This is a genomic window from Zobellia alginiliquefaciens, assembly GCF_029323795.1.
GTDB classification, from domain to species: Bacteria; Bacteroidota; Bacteroidia; order Flavobacteriales; family Flavobacteriaceae; genus Zobellia; species Zobellia alginiliquefaciens.
On sequence record NZ_CP119758.1, the window covers coordinates 3,641,608 to 3,663,058 of the forward strand.

The 21,451-nt window shown below is 39.5% G+C and carries 17 protein-coding genes; 13 read left to right on the forward strand and 4 right to left on the reverse strand.

All coding sequences use genetic code 11. From position 1 onward, the window contains the following. The first annotated feature begins 78 nt into the window (after nt 1-78). The 11 genes from P0077_RS15150 to P0077_RS15200 all read left to right on the forward strand — a co-directional run bounded on the left by P0077_RS15150 (nt 79) and on the right by P0077_RS15200 (nt 16,861). Entirely contained in the window at nt 79-1,887 is a 1,809-nt protein-coding gene (locus P0077_RS15150; RefSeq protein WP_276166050.1) for an alpha-L-fucosidase, read from the forward strand. 35 nt (nt 1,888-1,922) lie between these two features. Further along, nucleotides 1,923-3,350, forward strand: a complete 1,428-nt coding sequence (locus tag P0077_RS15155; RefSeq protein WP_276166051.1) for a sulfatase-like hydrolase/transferase — start codon at nt 1,923-1,925, stop codon at nt 3,348-3,350. Nucleotides 3,351-3,755: 405 nt separating this feature from the next. Next, nucleotides 3,756-6,899, forward strand: coding sequence for a SusC/RagA family TonB-linked outer membrane protein (locus tag P0077_RS15160; protein WP_276166052.1), 3,144 nt, complete (start codon nt 3,756-3,758; stop codon nt 6,897-6,899). A gap of 16 nt (nt 6,900-6,915) precedes the next feature. Beyond that, complete coding sequence (locus P0077_RS15165; RefSeq protein WP_276166053.1) at nt 6,916-8,421, forward strand: RagB/SusD family nutrient uptake outer membrane protein; 1,506 nt, start codon at nt 6,916-6,918, stop codon at nt 8,419-8,421. A 73-nt stretch (nt 8,422-8,494) separates the two neighbouring features. Continuing rightward, nucleotides 8,495-10,336 carry an arylsulfatase gene (locus P0077_RS15170; RefSeq protein WP_276166054.1) on the forward strand — a complete coding sequence of 614 codons (1,842 nt, stop codon included), beginning with the start codon at nt 8,495-8,497 and terminating at the stop codon, nt 10,334-10,336. 159 nt (nt 10,337-10,495) lie between these two features. After that, nucleotides 10,496-11,821: an L-fuconate dehydratase gene (locus P0077_RS15175; RefSeq protein ID WP_276166055.1), complete on the forward strand. Its 1,326-nt coding sequence runs from the start codon at nt 10,496-10,498 to the stop codon at nt 11,819-11,821. 7 nt (nt 11,822-11,828) lie between these two features. Further along, nucleotides 11,829-12,605 carry an SDR family NAD(P)-dependent oxidoreductase gene (locus tag P0077_RS15180; protein WP_276166056.1) on the forward strand — a complete coding sequence of 259 codons (777 nt, stop codon included), beginning with the start codon at nt 11,829-11,831 and terminating at the stop codon, nt 12,603-12,605. Between the two features lie 48 nt (nt 12,606-12,653). Next, nucleotides 12,654-13,508: a fumarylacetoacetate hydrolase family protein gene (locus P0077_RS15185; protein ID WP_276166057.1), complete on the forward strand. Its 855-nt coding sequence runs from the start codon at nt 12,654-12,656 to the stop codon at nt 13,506-13,508. Nucleotides 13,509-13,514: 6 nt separating this feature from the next. Next, a complete protein-coding gene (locus tag P0077_RS15190) occupies nt 13,515-14,303 on the forward strand; it encodes an L-fucose dehydrogenase (protein WP_276166058.1) in 789 nt (262 codons plus the stop codon). 4 nt (nt 14,304-14,307) lie between these two features. Further along, nucleotides 14,308-15,630, forward strand: coding sequence for an L-fucose:H+ symporter permease (fucP, locus tag P0077_RS15195; RefSeq protein WP_276166059.1), 1,323 nt, complete (start codon nt 14,308-14,310; stop codon nt 15,628-15,630). A gap of 67 nt (nt 15,631-15,697) precedes the next feature. Then, the gene (locus P0077_RS15200; RefSeq protein ID WP_276166060.1) at nt 15,698-16,861 is read left to right on the forward strand and encodes an alpha-hydroxy acid oxidase; all 1,164 of its coding nucleotides are present in this window, start codon (nt 15,698-15,700) and stop codon (nt 16,859-16,861) included. A 28-nt stretch (nt 16,862-16,889) separates the two neighbouring features. On the opposite strand, the gene P0077_RS15205 is transcribed toward P0077_RS15200, so the two are convergent. The 4 genes from P0077_RS15205 to P0077_RS15220 form a co-directional block, all read right to left on the reverse strand. Then, a complete protein-coding gene (locus P0077_RS15205; protein WP_276166061.1) occupies nt 16,890-18,317 on the reverse strand; it encodes a DUF1593 domain-containing protein in 1,428 nt (475 codons plus the stop codon). A gap of 55 nt (nt 18,318-18,372) precedes the next feature. Beyond that, entirely contained in the window at nt 18,373-18,954 is a 582-nt protein-coding gene (locus P0077_RS15210; RefSeq protein WP_276166062.1) for a YdeI/OmpD-associated family protein, read from the reverse strand. Between the two features lie 17 nt (nt 18,955-18,971). Further along, nucleotides 18,972-19,400 carry a DUF1801 domain-containing protein gene (locus P0077_RS15215; protein ID WP_276166063.1) on the reverse strand — a complete coding sequence of 143 codons (429 nt, stop codon included), beginning with the start codon at nt 19,398-19,400 and terminating at the stop codon, nt 18,972-18,974. Between the two features lie 109 nt (nt 19,401-19,509). Next, the gene (locus P0077_RS15220; RefSeq protein ID WP_276166064.1) at nt 19,510-20,145 is read right to left on the reverse strand and encodes a hypothetical protein; all 636 of its coding nucleotides are present in this window, start codon (nt 20,143-20,145) and stop codon (nt 19,510-19,512) included. A gap of 190 nt (nt 20,146-20,335) precedes the next feature. Here P0077_RS15220 and trxA point away from each other — a divergent pair, with 190 nt between their 5' ends. Next, entirely contained in the window at nt 20,336-20,635 is a 300-nt protein-coding gene (trxA, locus tag P0077_RS15225) for a thioredoxin (RefSeq protein ID WP_276166065.1), read from the forward strand. Between the two features lie 159 nt (nt 20,636-20,794). Next, nucleotides 20,795-21,448, forward strand: a complete 654-nt coding sequence (gene upp, locus P0077_RS15230; protein ID WP_276166066.1) for a uracil phosphoribosyltransferase — start codon at nt 20,795-20,797, stop codon at nt 21,446-21,448. Nucleotides 21,449-21,451 lie beyond the last annotated feature (3 nt).

Sequence of the window (21,451 nt, forward strand, 5' to 3'; positions counted from 1 at the left end):
TAGAATCTAAAGTGTAGTTCATTTTATTCCCTTTATATCCTATTTAGAGTTTATCAGTACAACATAAAAACCAAACCAATGAAACTTGAAAATAACGGGGTGAGCGTAGTATCAATTTTACTGATATTTTTTATCCTCCAAAGCGGAACTCTATTCGGTCAGAAGAAAGAAAAGCATATGGATGAAATGTGGGGTCAACAAACTTCGTTAGGAGAAAAAGCCCCAGATTCAAGAACAAGCTTGTTTGATGAAGGTAATTATGCCATGTTCATTCACTGGGGTATTTATTCAAATATCGCTAACAAATGGAAAGATAGTACGTATTATGGTATAAGCGAGTGGATTATGAATCCCAGACGTGCTAACATTCCCGTTGATGAATATATGGCAGAGGCAAAGACTTTTGATCCTGTAAATTTTGATGCCATGTCCATTGCTAAACTGGCAAAAGATGCGGGTATGAAATATATTGTGGTAACCAGTAAGCACCATGATGGTTTTGCTATGTATGATTCTAAAAGTAATGACTTTAATATTGTTAAAGCAACACCTTTTGCCAGAGATCCAATGAAAGAATTATCAAAAGCCTGTAAAGAACTGGGACTTGGTTTTGGTTTTTACTATTCACATAATCAAGATTGGACATTTCCTGGTGGTAATGGTGGACCAAAGGTGAATGAGAAGGGTAAAGAGGTTGGATTTGATTATTATTTTAAGAAAAAATGTCTTCCGCAGGTCAAAGAAATCGTGACCAACTATGGAGATATCGACATGGTCTGGTTTGATACTCCAGGAGATATGGAAAAAAAATATGTGGAGCAATTGGTGGAGGTAGTTCGTAAACACCAACCCAATGCAATGATTTCAGGCCGGGCAGGGCATGGTTTAGGAGATTACAAGTCTTTGGGGGATATGAATATTCCCATTAAAAATATAAGCGGACTTTGGGAAACAGTGGATGTTACTAATGACTCTTGGGGTTACGCTTGGTATGACCAAAATTGGAAAAGCCCAAAACGGATTTTAAAAAGTATCATTTCTACTGTGGCCCGTGGAGGTACATATATGTTAAATGTAGGTCCTGAACCAGATGGTACCATTCCCGTTCAAGCGCAAGAGTCGCTCAAAGAATCTGGAGAATGGATTAGGAGATACCCTCAAGTTGTATATAATTCAGATGCTTCACCCTGGGGACATGCGTTACCATGGGGTGACGTTACAATTGGGGTAAATGGAAAATTGAACATTTGTGTTTATAAGTGGCCTTTAGATGGAAAAATATGGCTTCCAGGGCTCAAAAATCATATCCGATCTGCAAACTTATGGAGTAATAAAGAGCAACGGGAGTTAGAGACCAGTGCTAAAGATGGTTGGGTGGCTATTTCACTTCCCGCTTCTAGAAGTGAGAAATTAGTATCGGTAATAGAAATAGAGATTGAAGGTAGCCCAGAGGTGGTTGTATCAAATAGCATAGACCCCGTGCTCCCCACTGTACTTCCAGTAGATTTTGCCAGTGCAGAGGATTGTGTTATTGCAGCAAAAAGATGGATGGAAAAATTTGGAGAGTGGAAACACATTGAGCAAGCACAAGATTGGACGGACTACAGTAAGGTGACCTGGGAAATAGAAGTTTTGGAACCTGGCTATTACCAAACCGAACTTAATTATGCGGGAGATGGTCGCTTGGTTTGGAATATTACTTCAGAAGAAGGAGAGGTGGTTCGGAACCAACAGAATTCCTCGGTAGTATATAATTATTATGAGATGGGCCTTTTAAAATTTAATAAGCCTGGAAAACATACCATATCCGTGTCTTTAATAGATGGTGAAAAGAGTATTGCCAGTCTAAAGGAAATTAGATTGACACCTTGGGCAAGTATTGAGTAAGTAGTAAAAAATCTTAGAGGCTAAAATTAGATAGTATGTTCCAAATTATTAAATTTTCAAGAGGTATCGGTTCTTTTTTTCTCTTAACCTCTTTTGTACTTCTTTCATGTGGTGAAGAGCAAGGAGGAAAAAAAGAAATAGAAGAAGATTTGGACAGGCAACCTAATATTATATTCATATTCGCCGATGATTGGGGGTATGGAGATTTGGGAGTCCATGGAAGTACTTTTTGCAAAACACCCAATTTGGATAAGATGGCCGCGGAAGGTATTGATTTTCAAAATTTCTCAGTGTTGAATCCGGTGTGTTCGCCAAGCAGGGTTGCGGTAATGACCGGACAATTTCCTGCTCGCCAGAGTGTTCACGGACATTTTGCCTCTGTGGAATCGCACATCAAAAGAAATATGCCGGATTGGCTAGACCCTCAAGCACCTTTGCTTCCTAAAATGCTAAAAGAAGCGGGTTATAGTACGGCCCATTTTGGTAAGTGGCACCTTTCTAATACACATGTTACAGATGCGCCTAGTCCATTAGAATATGGATATGATGAGTATGGAGCGTTTAATCTGTCAAACAATCTTCATCAAATGCAAGCAGATTCAACTTTATACAAAACAATAGATTTTGTAAAGCGTAAAAAAGATGAACCGTTTTTTATAAATGCATGGATTCATGCTACGCATACGCCACACTACCCAAAAGAAGAGTACATGCAACAATTTACACATCTTAATGAACAGCAACAGGTGTATGCTGCTGTCGTAGCGGAATATGATGCTCGTATCGGGGAGTTGTTCCAAACCCTAAAAACTCTTGGTATTGATGATAATACCTTAGTAATTTTTTCTTCGGACAACGGTCCTGAAATAACAGGTAAAAATAAAATTACGGAAGATAATTCTACAGGTCCCGGTTTGGGAACATATTATTCGGTAGGAGAAACAGGAGAATTAAAAGGCCGTAAGCGTTCTTTGTTTGCTGGGGGTGTACGTATTCCTTTTTTAGTACGTTGGCCAAACAATGCACCGGCTGGTGTGGTGGACAGTATTACAGCCCTAGCTTCTGTTGATTTGTTACCTACATTTTTAGAACTGGCAAATACAACCTCTCTGGATAATTATCAATCTGATGGAGAGAGCATAGTTTCGGCTATAAAAGGGAAGTCTTTTAAAAGAGATAAACCTATTTTCTGGGATTGGCGTTTTCCAAATGACCGACCGCATTTTTGGCCAAGTGCAGGGGTACAGGAAGGGAATTGGAAGTTATTGATGAATGAAGAATTAGGAAGAGAGGAACTATATGATATTTCTACGGATTGGGGAGAGCAGAAAGATATGTCTGCAGAAAACCCGGAAAAAGTAAAAGACTTAATGGGGAAGTTTAAAACTTTTGAAGTGTCTTTACCTATAATACCATCTCCTAATTGCTTTTCAAAGGCAAGAACACTTGCCGATAGAAAATAAAAATGGCCTCATTTCTTCCCTGAGAGCATAATTTAGCTAAAACGGACGAGAAAAAGTTTCCCGATCAGAAGCTTTTTCTTGTCCGTTTTATTACGTCTAAATGCAACATTTCCTGTAGGTGAATTAGAGTATAATTCCAGTCTTGGCAACAGATGTTTTCTATACATATGTTTGGGTAAGAATAATCTAGAAAAGTTAGAAAAAGGATTGAAATTGCACAAAAAGTATCGAACCTTGTATTTTTTGAGGTGGTTTTAGCTTTTTCACATTCTTAGTTTTGGTTAGATTATTTACTAAAACAATAATTATTTTAGCATATAAGTGTGGATATTTTGTTATAGTAAATGGTTTTTTAAGATGTACTCAATCTTAAATTCTAAGCCAATTTAACTTAATAACAAAAAAATGAAAAAACAGAAAACCAAAGTTTATCCTTTTTGGGTAACATTCAAGGAGCATTTTAAGGTTTGCTGCTGTGCATTCCTTTTATCCGCATTTTCCATAGAGGTTTATGCTGTAACTGTGCCCAGGGTGTCGGAATCTAATTTTAACGAGGTTCAGAAACAAATTACAGGTGTTGTCAAAGATAATATAGGGGTGCCATTGGCAGGAGTAAACGTGCTAATTGACGGAAGTACAATAGGTACCCAAACAGACTTTGATGGGCAGTATACCATTGAAGCCAGCGCTGGTGACATATTGATTTTTTCCTATATAGGAATGAAAACGCAGTCGCTTACCGTTGGACAATCAAATAGTGTTGATATTACCATGGAAGAAGATGCAGCTAGTCTTGATGAGGTGGTGGTAATTGGTTATGGTACCCAAAAGAAAAGCGATCTTACGGGAGCCGTTGGTTCAGTTACTGCGGCCGAATTACAAGAGCGACCCGCTGCCTCTCTTACGCAGTCATTATCGGGAAAAATGCCAGGTGTAAGCGTCTCTATTAATTCCGGTAGGCCAGGTGGTAAATCTAATATTAGGATTAGAGGTAATTCATCGGTCAGTCTTTCTAATGATCCTTTATATGTTGTAGATGGAGTTATATTGGTCTCATCAGGATTGGCGAACAATAGTTCGCCCATAGACTACATTAATCCAAATGATATTGCTTCACTTGAAGTACTAAAAGATGCTTCAGCAACGGCAATATATGGGTCTAGAGGGGCAAATGGGGTTATTTTGGTGACAACAAAAAGAGGTAGTGTCTCTGGAGGAAAAATTAGTTATGATAGCTATTACAGTTTAGGAAGTCTTTCAAAAAAAGTAGGAGTGTTGAATTCTGAAGAATTTTTGATGATAGAAGAAGTAGCATATCAGAATGCAGAAAAATATGATGCTGTGGGTTTTGCAAATGGCAAGTATACTGACCCAGCGTTAAAAAGAACGGATCCCAACCTTTTTGATGCCAATGGAAATCCTTTGTACGATACGGACTGGCAGGATGAAGTAACCCGGGCCGCTTTTACACAGAATCATCAACTTTCATTTACAGGAGGAAGCGAGAAAGGTAGTTATGGAGCCTTTTTAGGATATATGAACGAAGAGGGAATCATGAAAGACTCATGGTTAAAGCGTTACTCGGGAAGATTTGTTTTTGATTCTAATATTAGGGATTGGATGAAAGTTGGCGGTAGCCTGAGTTACAATAATCAAAAGGAAAGAGTAATTCATGCTTCTTGGGTAGGGAGGAACATGATTGAAAATATACCAATTATTCCGGTAAAATACCCAGATGGAAGCTGGGCAAGTAACGCAGATTACCCTGGTATGGAAGGGGGGCCTAACCCTGTTCGGGTTGGAGAAGAATACAAAAAGTTTTTACGCACCAGTACCATATTAGGAAATATCTTTGCGAATATAACCCTAGCTAAAGGGCTTAATTTCAGAACTTCTATAGGAGTCAACAATGTTGAGCAAAAAACGGATGAATACGCAGGTCGTGAACTTAGTTTTATCGGTACAAATACTAATGGATATGCGGTTAGAGAAGCAAATGAGTATACTTCTTGGCAATTTGAAAATTACCTAACCTATAATAAGGAAATAGCAGAAACTCACTCAATAACTGGTTTATTAGGTATTTCCTGGCAACATATAAACAATACTGGTTTTAGTGCCAGAGCAGAAAATTTTTCTGATGACTTTTTTAGCTTTGATAATTTAGGCGCAGGGTCCGTTATTGGATCACCAAGCTCAAGTGCTTTTGCCTACGGCCTCAATTCGTATTTTGGAAGAATAAATTATGGTCTTCAAAACAAGTATTTGTTAACTGTAACAGGTCGTGTAGACGGATCTTCAAAATTTGGGGCCTCCAATAAATATGCATTCTTTCCTTCTGCAGCCTTAGCTTGGAAAGTATCGGAAGAAAACTTTTTAAAAGAATCCGCTACTATTTCTAACTTAAAGTTAAGGGCAAGTTACGGGGTAACGGGAAATTCAGAAATACCGGCATATGGTGCGTTACCAGGCTTAGGCAATTATGCCTATGTGGTTAATGATGCGGTGGTAAACGGTATAGGTATTGACCGGTTGGCTAATCCTGATTTGAAATGGGAAAAAACAAATCAGGTAGATGCGGGAATTGAAATTGGTCTGTTTGATGGAAGGGTTTCTTTAGAAGCAGATATATATCGAAAACTTACAGAGGACATGCTTTTGAATTCACCTGTACCAACAAGTAGCGGATATGCTTCGGTATTCAGAAATATAGGAAGTATGGAAAATAAAGGTGTTGAGTTTTCTTTGGGAACTAAGAATATTGTGAACACGGACTTTTCTTGGGATACGGATTTTAACATCGCAATGAACAAAAATGAAGTAGTGGCACTTTCTGGAGGGAGCGATATTTTTTCTGGACGAACCATAATCCGAGAAGGCGAGCCAGTGGGCTCATTTTTTGGATTGGTGCATTTGGGTACTTGGGGAACGGATGAAGCTGATGAGGCTGCAAAATATTTTAGACTACCCGGTGATGTTAAAATAGAAGATAGAAATGATGATGGGGTAATCAACCAGGCAGACCGGGCCATTATAGGCAAAGGTATGCCGGATGGTTATGGAAGTTTAATAAACACTTTTCGGTATAAGAATTTTGAGTTGTTGGTGGATTTGCAGTTTCAGTATGGTAATGATGTAATGTATATAACCACAAGACCTCAAGAAAACCGTCAGGGGATAGCTAATAGTCTTTCTACTGTTTTAGACGGATGGACACCAGAAAATCAAGATACACCAATTGCACAATGGAGACCTGTTTCCGCAGGATATGACAATTTAGATACTTCCCATATGATTCAGGATGGTTCATTTGTTAGAGGAAGAAACTTACTCTTAAGTTATAATTTTTCGCCGGATATAGCGGAAAAACTAATGTTGAGCAGACTGAAAATTTACACTTCTGCTCAAAACTTTTTCGTGAGTACAAAATATCAAGGTTATGATCCAGAGGTGCAGACCAGTGATACCACTTTTGGTCAAGGAGAGGTAAACTTTGACCAGTATCCTAAACCCAGAGTATTTATGATTGGATTGAATGCAACTTTCTAAACAAAAAAAAGAAAACATGAAAAATACAATAAAAACTAGAATTCAAGTAGTGCTGATGGCATTCTTACTTGTAATAGGAGTGGGGTGTTCCGATTTTCTTGATGAAACAGACCCATCCAATATTACTGCAGACAGTTATTTTAAAACGGCCGAGCATGCAGAAACCTCTGTCTATTCCATATATTCCAGTCTAAGGTCAGTACGTGGAGGGGCATATGGAGGAAGTCCTTGGTTAATGATGGAGTTTGCAACAGGAATTGCTGAAAGTGACCTCGGCCAAGCAGATAATAGTAACATTATTCGAAACCTAACCAATACTTCAGATAATGCTTACGGTAAGTCCTATTGGGATAGCAGTTATAAAGGCATAGCTAATGCTAATTTGGCAATTGCTAATATACCCGATATTATTATGGATGAAACTGAAAAAAATAAACTATTAGGTGAAGCACATTTCTTAAGAGCCTACTATTATTTTAATCTCGTCCGTATTTTTGGTAGCGTCCCCTTAATTATAGACCCAATAGATTTAGGCTCGGAAAACTTGTATTCATCTCAAGAAACGGTAGAAAATATTTATGCTCAGATTGTCGTGGATTTAACCAAGGCAGAATCGTCAGGATTGCCATTTAATGATGATACGGGAAAGGTAACTTTAGGAGCCGTAAAATCACTGTTGTCCGGCGTGTTTTTAACAATGGCGGGATACCCATTGCAGAAAGGTTCTGAGTATTATCAAAAAGCAGCGGATAAGGCCAAAGAAGTTATAGATTCTGCAGAGTATAGTTTATTCCCTTCTTACAGCGACCTGCACGACCCTGCAAAAAACAATATGGGAGAAAACATATTTATGGTCCAATATGAGGCATTTGTTGACCCATCAGATTGGCAACCTTTGGTTATACCATATAACATGAATATTTCTGCTTATTCCGAACAAACGGGGGCTATTTATGCCAATCAAGAATTCATAAATTCCTATGATGAAGGCGATAAAAGAGTAGCGGAAAAAGAGTTTTATTATACGACCTATACTTCAAAATTTGACAGGAACGATACCATAGTTTTAGGAGGTCATTTTTTGTATAAGCACTTTGATATCACCGCTAATTTAGATACCGCCAGTAGTGATTTAAATTGGGACTTAATTCGTTATGCCGAAGTGTTATTAATTTACGCGGAGGCTGCAAATGAAGTTTCAGGGCCAACTGCTGATACTTATCAAGCTATTAATAGTATTAGGATAAGAGCGGAACTTCCGGAATTATCAGGACTCAGTAAAGACCAGTTTAGAGAAGCTGTGTGGAAGGAAAAATGGCATGAACTCAGTTATGAAAACGTTACTTGGTTTGATATGGTCAGATTGAGAAAAGCATTTAACGTTACTACTGGATCCTTTGATGATTATGTAGGACATCAATTTGTCTATGGGCCAACAGTTACGGAACGTGAACTATTGTTTCCCATACCTACGGATGAATTAAGAAACAATGAGAATCTTGTTCAAAATCCGGGATATTAATAGCAAGTGGACCTTTGACGGGTAATTTGTTTGTTTTAGGAAGTAATAAAAATATCAGATATAAAAAATGAGAATGGACTATAAATTAGTAGACAGCAGTAAGGGAGTCATGCGCTATAATAACAGGAACCTGGCTTTAAAAGACCTTTTAATATTCATGTTTTTTTTCTGTGGGTCGTTAATGTTTGGACAAGCACAAAGTCCATCCAAGGAAAAACCGAACGTGATCGTGGTCATTACTGATGATCAGGGAATGGGAGATTTGGGGTGCTACGGAAACCCGTATATAAAAACGCCCAATATTGATGCATTTTATAAAGATGCAGTAAGATTGAACAATTATCACGTATCTACTACCTGTGCACCAAGTAGAGGGGCTATAATGAGTGGTAGACATACCAATCGCCTAAATGTGTTTCATACAATTGCGGGGCGTTCAATACTTTTTGAAGATGAGGTAATTCTCCCTCAAATATTCGCTCAAAATGGGTATACCAATGGTATGTTCGGCAAGTGGCATTTGGGTGATAATTATCCATATCGTCCAGAAGACAGAGGTTTTCATGAAGTTGTGCGTCATGGAGGAGGTGGTATAACCCAAGGACCGGATTATTGGGGCAATGATTATTTTGATGATACCTATTGGCACAATGGTAAAACTGAAAAATATGAAGGGTACTGTACGGATGTCTTCTTTTCGGAAGCCATGGATTTTATAGAAACGAACAAGGACAACCCGTTTTTCTGTTACATAGCTACCAATGCTCCTCATGGACCATTAAATGTGCCAGAAGAGTATATGAATATGTACAAAGGGGTAAAAGGTCTAGAAGAAAAGTTCCAACGTTTTTATGGGATGATTACCAATATAGATGACAATTTTAAACTTTTAGAAGATAAGCTAGATGAATTGAATATTGCGGATAACACCATTCTTATTTTTACCACGGATAATGGAACCGCAGGAGGGAATCGTGTTTTTGATGCTGGTCTAAGAGGTTCTAAAGGTAGCGAGTATGAAGGTGGCCACCGTGTACCTTTTCTAGTCCGATGGCCAAATGGTGAGCTTACGGGTGGTAAGGATATTGATAAATTGGTAGCACATTACGACCTGCTTCCTACGTTTGTAGATTTATTAGGTTTTGATTTTAATCCGGTAAAGCCATTGGATGGCAAAAGTTTAAAACCCTTGCTCTATGATACTGCACAAGATTGGCCTAACAGAACTTTATATATGGATACCCAGCGCCTGCAGAATTTGGTGAAGTATCGAAAGTACGCTGTAATGGATGACAATTGGCGTCTTGTAAACGGTACGGAACTATATAATATGAATCAAGACCGCAGCCAGATAACCAATGTTTTTGATAAGCACCCAGAAGTTGTAGAAAAATTGGCTTTAGGTTATGAAAAGTGGTGGCAATCTATAACAGATGATGGTGTTAACGAACGCTACGCCTATATCAAAGTGGGAACACCACAAGAGAACCCCAGTCGTATTTCAGCCCATGATATGTTAACGGGCAAGTTCTCCCATATGTGGCACCAGTATGGAGCCGCCAGTGCGGTTCAAGCTACGGGTAGTTGGAAAATTCAATTCGTTGAAGATGGTGAGTATAAAATTACCCTACGTCGGTTTCCTCGTGAAAGCGGATTCGGAATAAATGAGACTTTCCCAGAGCAGAAAAAAACAGTAGAACTAGATCGAACGATGCCGGCTAGTGTAAAGTCGGATTTTGAGAGTGCTTATATTTTTGTGGCTGATTTAGAAGAAACGGCAGAAATTCAGAAAAACCAACAAGAAGTAACTTTTACAAGCCATATTTCTGCAGGAAAATATAATATGGAGGCTCAATTAATAGATAAAGATAAAAGGGTTCACCCTGCTTATTATGTGTATATAGAAAAGCTCTAATGGTTTTTCAAGAGCAACTAGTACACTCAAGCACTTGTAGTAATAGGACTAATTATTACTTAAAAATCAAGTAAAGGCAAAAAAAGTATCGAATATGGTGCTTAATGTGGTGGTTTGGAGTAAAACGAGAATATAAATTTGCGCTATTAAATAGAACTTATGTCCAAAACGATAAAAATTACGGATGTTCAAATAAAAGACGTCCGTTTTCCAACGAGTAAATCACTAGATGGTTCTGATGCCATGAACCCAGATCCGGATTATTCGGCAGCTTATGTTATTCTCAAAACTGATTCGGTAGATGGGTTGGAAGGTCATGGATTAACCTTTACCATTGGTCGTGGTAATGAATTGTGTGCTGCGGCTATTCAATCTTTAGCACCTTTGGTCATTGGTAAAACCTTAGAAAGTTTTACCGCGGATATGGGTGCCTTTTGGAAAATGATTACTGGTGATAGTCAGCTACGTTGGTTGGGGCCCGAAAAAGGAGTGATTCATTTGGCAACAGGAGCTATGGTGAATGCCGTTTGGGATTTATACGCCAAAGCGGAAGGCAAACCTTTGTGGAAATTATTAGCGGATATGTCTCCAGAGGAATTGGTGCGTTGTGTTGATTTTACGTACATAACGGATGCCGTTACGCCTAAAGAGGCTCTTGCGATGTTAAAAGAGAAAGAAAGTTCAAAGCAACAACGAATTGACCGTTTGAAAGAATCGGGCTATCCGGCATATACTACTTCCGCAGGCTGGTTGGGGTATTCTGATGATAAGATGAGAAGGCTGTGTAGAGAGGCTAAAGCTGCTGGATTTGACCATATGAAAATAAAGGTCGGTTCTGACCTGCAAGATGATATGCGCCGAGCCGCGATTATTCGTGAAGAAATAGGTGACGATTTAAGATTGATGATGGATGCCAACCAGAAATGGGATGTTGACGAAGCCATCGAAAATATGGCGGCACTGAAAAAGTTCAATCCGTATTGGATTGAAGAGCCCACAAGTCCTGATGATGTTTTAGGACATGCCAGGATTGCAAAAGCCATTGCACCTATTAAAGTGGCAACAGGTGAACACTGTCAGAATAGGGTAATGTTCAAACAGTTGATGCAGGCCAAAGCCATAGAAATATGTCAGATAGATAGTTGTAGGGTAGGAGGTGTCAATGAAATATTGGCCATTCTGTTTATGGCGGCAAAGTTCAATATTCCGGTTTGTCCGCATGCGGGCGGTGTTGGTTTGTGTGAATATGTACAACATTTATCCATGATCGATTATATTGCAATCAGCGGTTCTTTAGAAAATCGTATTATTGAGTTTGTAGACCATTTACATGAACATTTTTTCGACCCCGTAGTCATTAAAAAGGGAGCGTATATGCCACCTAGTATGGCAGGATATAGCATTACGATGAAACCCGAATCCCTAGCGGAATATAGTTTTCCGAACGGAAGTTATTGGGAGAAAGAATTAAGTGCAACATTATAATTTAGCTATGAAATTTAGTTTAGAAAATAAGTCGGCTGTGGTCACCGGTGGCGGCAGTGGTATTGGTAAGGCTATCTGTATAGCTCTGGCGGAGCAGGGGGCAATTGTTCATATTCTGGAGTTGAACAAAGAGAATGCCGCGGATACGATTACTCAAATAGAAACTATGGGCGGTAGTGCTTTTGCTTATGGTTGTAATGTGGCTGTACAAAGTGAGGTTAGAACGGCATTTGAAACCTTACGGAAGAATGGGGAAATTGATATTCTCGTTAATAATGCAGGCATTGCCCATATTGGAAATCTAGAGAATTGCAAAGAGGAAGATTTAGACCGTTTGTACGACGTTAATATTAAGGGCGTCTATAATTGCATGCATGCAGGTATTGAATCATTGAAAAAGTCTAGCGGAGTAATAATAAATATGGCTTCAATTGCATCATCGGTGGGGATTAATGATAGGTTTGCCTATTCTATGACCAAGGGCGCCGTTTTAACCATGACCTATTCCGTGGCTAAGGATTATTTGGCAGATGGCATTCGGTGCAACTGCATATCTCCAGGTAGGGTACATACACCTTTTGTAGACGGATTTATAAATAAAAATTATCCCGGTAGGGAAAAGGAAATTTTTGAAAAACTTTCAAAAACCCAACCTATAGGTCGTATGGGCAAACCGGAGGAAGTAGCTAATTTGGCGGTATATCTTTGTTCGGAAGAAGCGTCATTTATTACGGGGACCAATTTCCCCATAGATGGTGGATTCGTTACCTTAAACGGTTCATAGGATATTGCTTTTAAAGAAAACAGACACATATCAACTTAAAAAATAGAGATGAAATTAATAAGATTTGGAAGTATAGGTGAAGAAAAACCGGGTGTGCAATTGGATAACGGAACGCGATTGGACGTCTCTGAATTTATATCGGATTACACCGAAGAGTTTTTTGGAGGTAACGGTATATCGGAGTTAAGCGATTGGTTAGCGAAAAACGAAAGAAATTGTCCCGTAGTTTCTAACGAGGTACGTTTAGGTTCGCCTTTGGTTCGTCCTTCAAAGATTGTTTGTGTGGGCTTAAACTATGCCAAACATGCTGCAGAAAGCGGTATGGCCATTCCAAAGGAACCCGTACTTTTCTTTAAATCTACTTCTGCTATTGTGGGGCCTAATGATGATGTTATCATTCCAAAGAACAGTGAAAAAACCGATTGGGAAGTGGAGCTCGCAGTCGTTATCGGAAAGAAGGCTTCGTATGTAGAAGAGAAGGATGCTTACGACCACATTGCGGGTTACGTGCTACACAATGATTATAGCGAACGTGCTTTTCAAATTGAAAAAGAAGGGCAGTGGTGTAAAGGAAAAGGTTGTGATACCTTTGCTCCTATAGGTCCGTTTATAGCAACTACAGATGAAATTAAAGACCCTAACAATTTGGACTTATGGTTGAAGTTGAACGGAGAAAAAATACAGGATAGTAATACCTCGGACTTCATTTTCAATATAGAACAAGTAGTAAGTTATATTAGTCAATATATGACGTTATTACCAGGGGATATTATTTCTACCGGAACCCCATCGGGAGTAGGTTTTGGTTTTAGTCCCAATAAATATTTGAAAGCTGGTGATGTTGTAGAGTTGGGTATTGAAGGTTTGGGAACTTCAAAACAGCAAGTCAAAGCATATAAATAGGAACCTATGGATTTGAACTTGAAAGATAAGGTCATAATTGTAACCGGTGGTTCTAAAGGTATTGGTCTAGCTATAAGTCAGGCTTTATCAAAAGAAGGAGCTATTCCCTATATCATAGGAAGAAACAGACCTAATATCATCGGGGTGGCCAAAGAGATTGAAAAAACCGGTGGCCAAGTGGGTTTTGCCTTTGCGGAGTTAACGGATCCAGAACAATGTAAAGTGGCCGTAGAACAGGTCATTTCAAGGTTCGGGAGAATAGACGGACTCGTAAATAATGCGGGTGTTAATGATGGTGTAGGTCTGGAAAACGGTAATTATGAAGATTTTATGGCCTCACTTCAAAAAAGTTTGGTCCATTATTATTTAATGGCGCAATATGCGTTGCCGGAGCTAAAAAAGAACAAAGGGGCAATCGTGAATATTGGCTCAAAAACATCATTTACCGGACAAGGTGGAACATCGGGCTATGCAGCTTCCAACGGAGGAAGAAATGCAATGACCAGAGAGTGGGCCGTAGAGCTTTTGCCATACGAAATTAGGGTAAATGCTGTAATTGTTGCGGAGTGTTATACCCCACTTTACGAAAGATGGATCAATACGTTTCCGGAACCGGAGAAAAAACTGAAATCCATTACAGACCAGATTCCTTTGGGAAATCGCATGACCGAAGCTGCGGAAATAGCAAATACAGTGGTTTTCCTATTATCCGATGTATCTAGCCACACTACGGGGCAATTAATTTTTGTAGACGGAGGATATACACATTTAGACCGATCAATTACAGCCAAATAAAACCATGAAAAACGACCAAAAACCAGCCGTAGTTCCTAGGGAATTACTAGTACCTTTTTTACTGATTACTTCCTTGTTTGCCCTTTGGGGCTTTGCCAATGATATTACGAATCCCATGGTAGCGGCATTTAAGCGAATTTTAGAACTGAACAATACTCAGGCCTCTTGGGTACAGGCAGCTTTTTACGGGGGCTATTTTACCATGGCTTTGCCCGCCGCCTATGTCGTGAAGAAATTCAGTTATAAGGTCGGTATTTTGGTTGGTTTGGGGTTATATGCAGTGGGTGCGCTTATGTTTTATCCAGCGGCGGCAATGGAAAATTATCTATTCTTTCTATTGGCATTGTACGTTTTAACCTTTGGCCTCGCCTTTTTGGAAACTACGGCCAATCCTTATATTCTGGCAATGGGCGATGAAGAAACGGCTACTTTAAGATTAAACTTGGCACAAGCTTTTAATCCGTTAGGTGCACTTTCTGGTTTGTTCGTGGCTCAGTTTTTTATTCTAGGTGCGCTACAGTCCGATGATGTTGCGGAAGACGGTTCGTATATATATAATACGTTGTCAGAATCCGCAAAAGCGGCCGTAAAGACTTCCGATCTAATGGTAATCCGAAACCCGTACGTGGGCTTGGGGCTGTTCGTTATTTTTATGTTCGTGGTTATTGCACTGGTAAAAATGCCGGAAGGCAAGAAGGAAAACCGAGTTGTTGGTTTAGGGGAATCTATAAAACGGATATTTAAAAAAGAACGTTTTGTAGGCGGTATGCTTACCCAAATGTTTTACGTAGGTGCACAGATCATGTGTTGGACCTACATTTACCAGTACGCCGAGAACATTGGTATTAACAATGCAGATGCAGTAAACTACGCCTATGCTGCACTGGTTATTTTTCTGCTGAGTCGGTTTTTGTGTACGTATCTTTTAAAATTTATCAATTCGGGGAAACTTTTAATGATACTCTCCATCATGGCAATCGGCTTTTGTGCGGGTACCATTTTCATTCAGGGGGAACTAGGTCTGTATTCATTGGTAATGGTTTCTTTTTGTATGTCTTTGATGTTTCCTACTATTTACGGAATAGCACTAACGGGCTTGGGCGATGATGCCAAATCCGCATCCGCATTTTTGGTCATGGCCATTGTTGGCGGTGCTTTTATGCCCATGCTACAAGGTTTGATTTTAGATCTGGGTGGATCTGGGTATAGTGATGTTGTTATACTTGGGGTACCAGAGGTAAATTTCTCTTTTATACTTCCTATGCTCTGCTTTTTTGTTGTGGCTTTCTACGGTTATAGGGCTTATAAAAAGTACGGTTTAGAATAAGAAATTTGGTTTTAAAGGTTCACGGTGCCGCAATTACTGACGTGCCGTTCAATTTACAGTGACTACCATGGGAAAAAAAATAGCAAAGGGTTATGATACACGGTACCCTTCCGTAGATGATTTACGAAATAAAGCGATGCGAAAGATTCCGAAGTTCGCTTTTGAGTATTTGGATGGAGGATGTAATGAGGACGTGAACCTACGCAAAAATACCTCAGAAATTCGTGATATAGAGTTGCTACCCTATTACTTGAGCAAGCATACGGAATCCGTAATGAAAACGGAAATTTTTGGGCATACTTATGATGCGCCATTTGGAATTGCACCTGTAGGGCTTCAAGGACTTATGTGGCCCAATTCTCCGGAAATACTGGCAAAAGCGGCATTTGAGCATAATATTCCTTTTATTTTAAGTACGGTAAGCACCAGTAGCATTGAGCGGATTTCTGAAATAACCGAGGGAAATGCTTGGTTTCAATTGTATCATCCTACGGAAGATGCATTACGAGATGATATTATCAGAAGGGCAGCAGTAGCGGAATGTCCGGTTTTGGTTATTCTGTGTGATGTGCCCACATTCGGTTTTCGGCCAAGGGACATTAGAAACGGACTGGCCATGCCCCCTAAAATGTCAGTGAAAAATATATTTCAGATTATGGGGAAACCGGAATGGGCAATAAAAACCCTTCTTCACGGGCAGCCTAATTTTGAGACCTTAAAACCCTATATGCCCAAGGGATTGGATTTAAAACAATTGGGTAAATTCATGGATCAAACGTTTTCAGGCCGATTGAACGAAGAGAAAATTAAACCTATTCGTGATATGTGGAAAGGTAAGTTGGTGCTAAAAGGTGTAGCCAATGAAGCCGATGCGGAAAAGGCTATTCGTTTGGGAATAGACGGTGTAATCGTTTCCAACCACGGTGGAAGACAGTTGGACGCAGGGGAATCGACTATAAAACCCCTATCCCGAATTGCCGAGAAGTATGGCGACCAGCTTACGGTTATGATGGATAGTGGCATACGTTCCGGGCCGGATGTGGCACGTACTTTGGCAAGTGGCGCCAAGTTTACCTTTATGGGACGCTCGTTCATGTATGGTGTAAGCGCGTTGGGCAATAACGGAGGAAACCACACCATTTCACTGTTAAAAACGGAACTGCAACAGGTAATGGAACAAATTTGCTGTGAGCGTGTAGAAGATTTTCCAAAGCATCTGATTACAAAATAGAATCCTATTTCAGGATGTGTATTCTTTGTTATGGTTGAATAGTTACAATAATTCGCTTGTAACTAGAAAGAGCAGGTGTGCCCTTATCCGTTACCTTTAGAATGATATGGGCGGTAACTTCTTCTTCTACTCTTGGAGCTGTAATGGACACCAAATGGGCATTTTCGGTACCACCTATTGTTAACTGTTTTTTAGAGGTGCCCGCCTCGGGATAATCAAACCAAAGAAAACTTAGGCTGTCGCCATCTGGATCGGAAGAATCAAAGGCATCAAGAGTAAAGCTTTTGCCGGATTTGACCGTAATAGGATCTGCGGGTGTCAAAACAATTTTGGGAGCATGATTAGCTTCCGAAAAAGATTGGGTGCACCAATCCATTCGTGCGGCAAAATCGTTTTGAAAATCGTCTCGCCAACGCCATAGTGTAACTTTATCACCTTTAAAAACCTCAGTGTCCCGTTTTACGTTTCTACCATAATCATTAGCTAAATAGGGCGAGTAACTATCTTCTGCATTGGTCCATATTTTTCTGGTTTCAACTTCAAAAGGAACACCGGAATTCCCTTGCTTACGACCGGAGAAGGTAGGTCTAATAAATTCATACCTACCGCCCCATCCACCCCAATTAGGATGTTCCGGTGCGTTCAATCCGTTTGGAATTAGAGATAAAAAAGCGGGTGTGTCTCCTTCAATTCCCCAAGCAACATCAGGATATAGTGCACCAAGTGGGCCGTGTGCTTGTTGAATGTTTTCAGAAAGCCATGTATTACTAATTTCTGAATTGTCTATATTATCAACAACGGTCATTATACCGTTCCAAGTAGCACTGCCATAATCATCTCCTGGGCTAACAATATAAAATAGGTCAGGAAATGTATCCCTGATCCATATACCACTATCATCTTGATCAGAAATAGTATAGACCCTTAATTTAGAAATAAGCTGTTTTTGCTCTGCTATTGTTTTGCTATTCTTTATTTTAAATAAAGCTTGGGCCAAAGTATTGGAACCTCCCCACACGGAAACCCATAAGGGGCGCTCATCTTTTTCTTCCAGTTTTTTTATGATCCAGTCAGAACCTTCGGAATCTTTTCCTTCTCCCACACCTAGCATTCCGTAAACCGGCAAACCCTTTTTTACTAGTGAAGTCAGCTCCTCAACCTCAGGAAATTCAGAACTATGATTCTTCAAATTAGGCTGGACCTTGCCATAAGCTTTAAGTACTTTTTGTATGGATTCTGGGTGAATGGAATTTTTTAACCAACAGGAGGTTGTCGCCACGATGCCTTCAATATCAATCTCGTTGGCATATAAAAGTAGGCGCACCAAAGATTGTGTGTCATCCGGATCTGCTTCAATATCCGTAAGTATAATCACTCTATTTTTCTGAAGCGTTTCTTGAGCATTGAGTAAACTATGGCTCAATACTAAAAACAATAGATATAAGGATATTCTCATAATGGACTTGGGTTGGAGGTTTGTTGGGGTTACCATTAAAAGTAGTTATTTTGCTTTACCTGAACGATTTTGGCATCTGGTTTTTACCAGCGTTTTCAGAGATTTCTATAATTCTTTTCTCTCTCGTTTCCGGTCGTTTTGCGCTGATTACCCAATACAGCAGCATTTTCTTGGAAGACTTGCTTAAACCTTCATAATACGAAGAAGCACCATTTGTTTTTTGCAAAGCAACCGCTAAATCTTTGGGCACTATGAGGGCTTCTACACTGTCTAAAATTGACCAAGAGCCATTGTTTTTGGCAATTTCAATACTTTTGAGTCCTGCTGATTGCATTAGACCTTGTGCCGTAAGTTGCTCTATCTTATTCTTGTTTATTCGTGACCATATGCTGGTTGCTTTTCGCTTGCTAAAATACTGTTTGTACTTTTCTGAATCTATCGTTTTTTTTACACTGTCTATCCACCCAAAACAAAGCGCATGGTCTACCGCTTCGCTCCATGATAAATTAGCATTTGCAGCACTCTTTTTGTAAATGATTAACCACACGGAATCTTTTTGAACATGATTGGTTTTGAGCCATACTCGCCATTCTTCAGGATTAGAAGGGCAAAACATATCAGGTTCCGGTTTTTTCATACGAATCGGAATGTTTTTTAAATACCCAATGTGGGTAAGTGTTTAACTTTATGATACGTTAACGCGGCTTTAATGCAATAACTAAGTTCTTCTCTGGGGAGTTCATTGTTCAATTGAAATACGATAGCCCGCTTTCCTTCAAATTCAAAAGTATTTTTAAATACAGCTTTAAAAGTCTCTACCAACCTGCTGGTGCATTTAAAATAGAGTGCATATTGATTGGGTGTTTTCGCTTTCCAATCCATGCGAAGGGTGCTTCCTATTTTGGTGAGGTAACTGGGTTCGCCCCATTTTAGCGTTTCTTCTACTTCGGTAATGCTATCTATTTCTTTGGCGGTTTCCAAAACCAGCTCCCTAAGGGTTAACATTTGCGAACGCACATAATCGGGGTAGTTGGTAAATACCGAAGCTACTTGCGGGTTAGATTTTAGTTGAATGCCTTCCATGGATTATAGTAATAAGATGATTGCGTGGTTCCGCAGTTAAATGTAACCAAAAGCATCCGTTTTGGCAATCAAAAATAAGCAGCAGGGTAGTAGGAACACCAATAGAGATCTAATCGTCTTTTCTAAAAACCAAATCTTGCTCTTCCATAGCGCGCACCACTAAATTAATGTAGTCGTCTACGGCCTTGTCTATGTTTTTTGGGTCCGTAATATCAATACTGCCGCGCCAAATCATAGAGCGGTCTTTTCCTTGGCAAATGCAGTATAGAGTGGTCTCGGCATGGTAGATATTAAAATCATCGTAATAGTTTTCGTCATAATAAATATTTTGGTTTTTCAGATAATCATCGTTAAATCTTCCTTTGTAATTATCCAATTTAGAAATGGTACTTAGGAAACTTTCGCGGTTTTCAGAGCCTGTTATTTTGGTAAATAGAATGGCATCGAACCCTTTGTCTAGCAAGCTTTGTTCTACGGCATCCAATTCTTTTTCGGTTTTGCGATTGTCTGTAAAAGAAACATCAAAAACATCAAGGCTCTGCATGGCTTCCACATTTCTCTTGGTAAACTCTTTTTGTAATTGAGATTCAAAATTATTGCGTGCACTTTGGTTTTGGGTCATGCCCACTAGAAGCACTTTTTCCGCATGAAACAAAACAATATCCGGATTTTTCCAATTTTCCACTAGGCTAGTTGAGGAACATCCTAGAGAAAGAAAAAAGATTAGTAAGGCTAGTTTTTTCATGGTTTTCTATGGAGTTTAGGGGTGATGCGATTGCGTAAGGTCTTTGGAGTACAACCGACTATTTTTATACAATTTTGCCGTAATCATGTCATGATATAAAAGTAAGCGACAGAAACTTTGTTGTACATGATAAAAGTCAGTTTATGGCAGATTTAGATTAAGTAATTTTGTAACCTCTAAAATAAGAGAAATGAAAAGCAGTTTCAATAAAATCATAGAATCGGATACGCCTGTATTGGTCGACTTTTTTGCGGACTGGTGTGGCCCTTGTAAAATGTTGGCTCCTATTTTAAAAGAAGTGAAAGACGAAATGGGCGAGAACATAAAAATTGTAAAGATCGATGTAGATAAGAACCAACCCTTAGCGGGTAAGTACAATGTACGTGGTGTGCCTACAATGCTTTTGTTCAAGAACGGCAAGCAAGTATGGAGGCAGTCTGGGGTACTACAGAAGAACGATATTGTGCAAGTTGTCAAATCCAAAGTATAATAGGATTGAATATTTATTTATGGGGAAGGAAAAAGGGTGTTGCCAACGCGATGCCCTTTTTCTATTTTAAACCAATTCATGTAATACCCCTTGAGATTATTAAAAAAGTAAGATACCTTTGTTGGAAACGGAATATTTAACTCAAAAGCTACACTTGCTATGACCATCCATAATCTTGGCGATACCAATTCGCTCATGAATAAATTTATTGCTGAAATTAGAGACGTAGCCATCCAAAAAGATACCATGCGTTTTCGGCGCAATATTGAGCGAATAGGAGAGGTGCTGAGTTATGAGATGAGCAAGGCTTTACAGTTTAAAAAAAGTGAGGTAACCACCCCCTTGGGAACTAAAGACCTGCAATTGCCTACTGACCAGTTGGTTCTGTGCTCTATATTACGTGCGGGTTTGCCGTTACACCAAGGTATGTTGAATTATTTTGATGATGCGGAGAATGCTTTTATATCCGCTTATCGGCATCATGAGGGAGATGAAGATGCGTTTGAGGTAATCGTGAACTATTTTGCAGCCCCGTCTTTGGAAGGTAAAATTTTAGTGCTGGCCGATCCTATGTTGGCCACGGGTAGAACCTTGGAAAATGTGCTCAAGGCACTCAAGGACCATGGCACACCGGCACAGATACATATTGTTTCCGTAATTGGCGCGCAAGCCGGTATTGAACATGTAGAAAAAGTTTTCCCAGAAAATACCCATTTATGGATTTCGGCTATTGACCCAGAATTGAACGCAAGAGGGTACATCATGCCCGGTATTGGAGATGCAGGCGATTTAGCGTATGGAGCCAAGCTTTAAGTA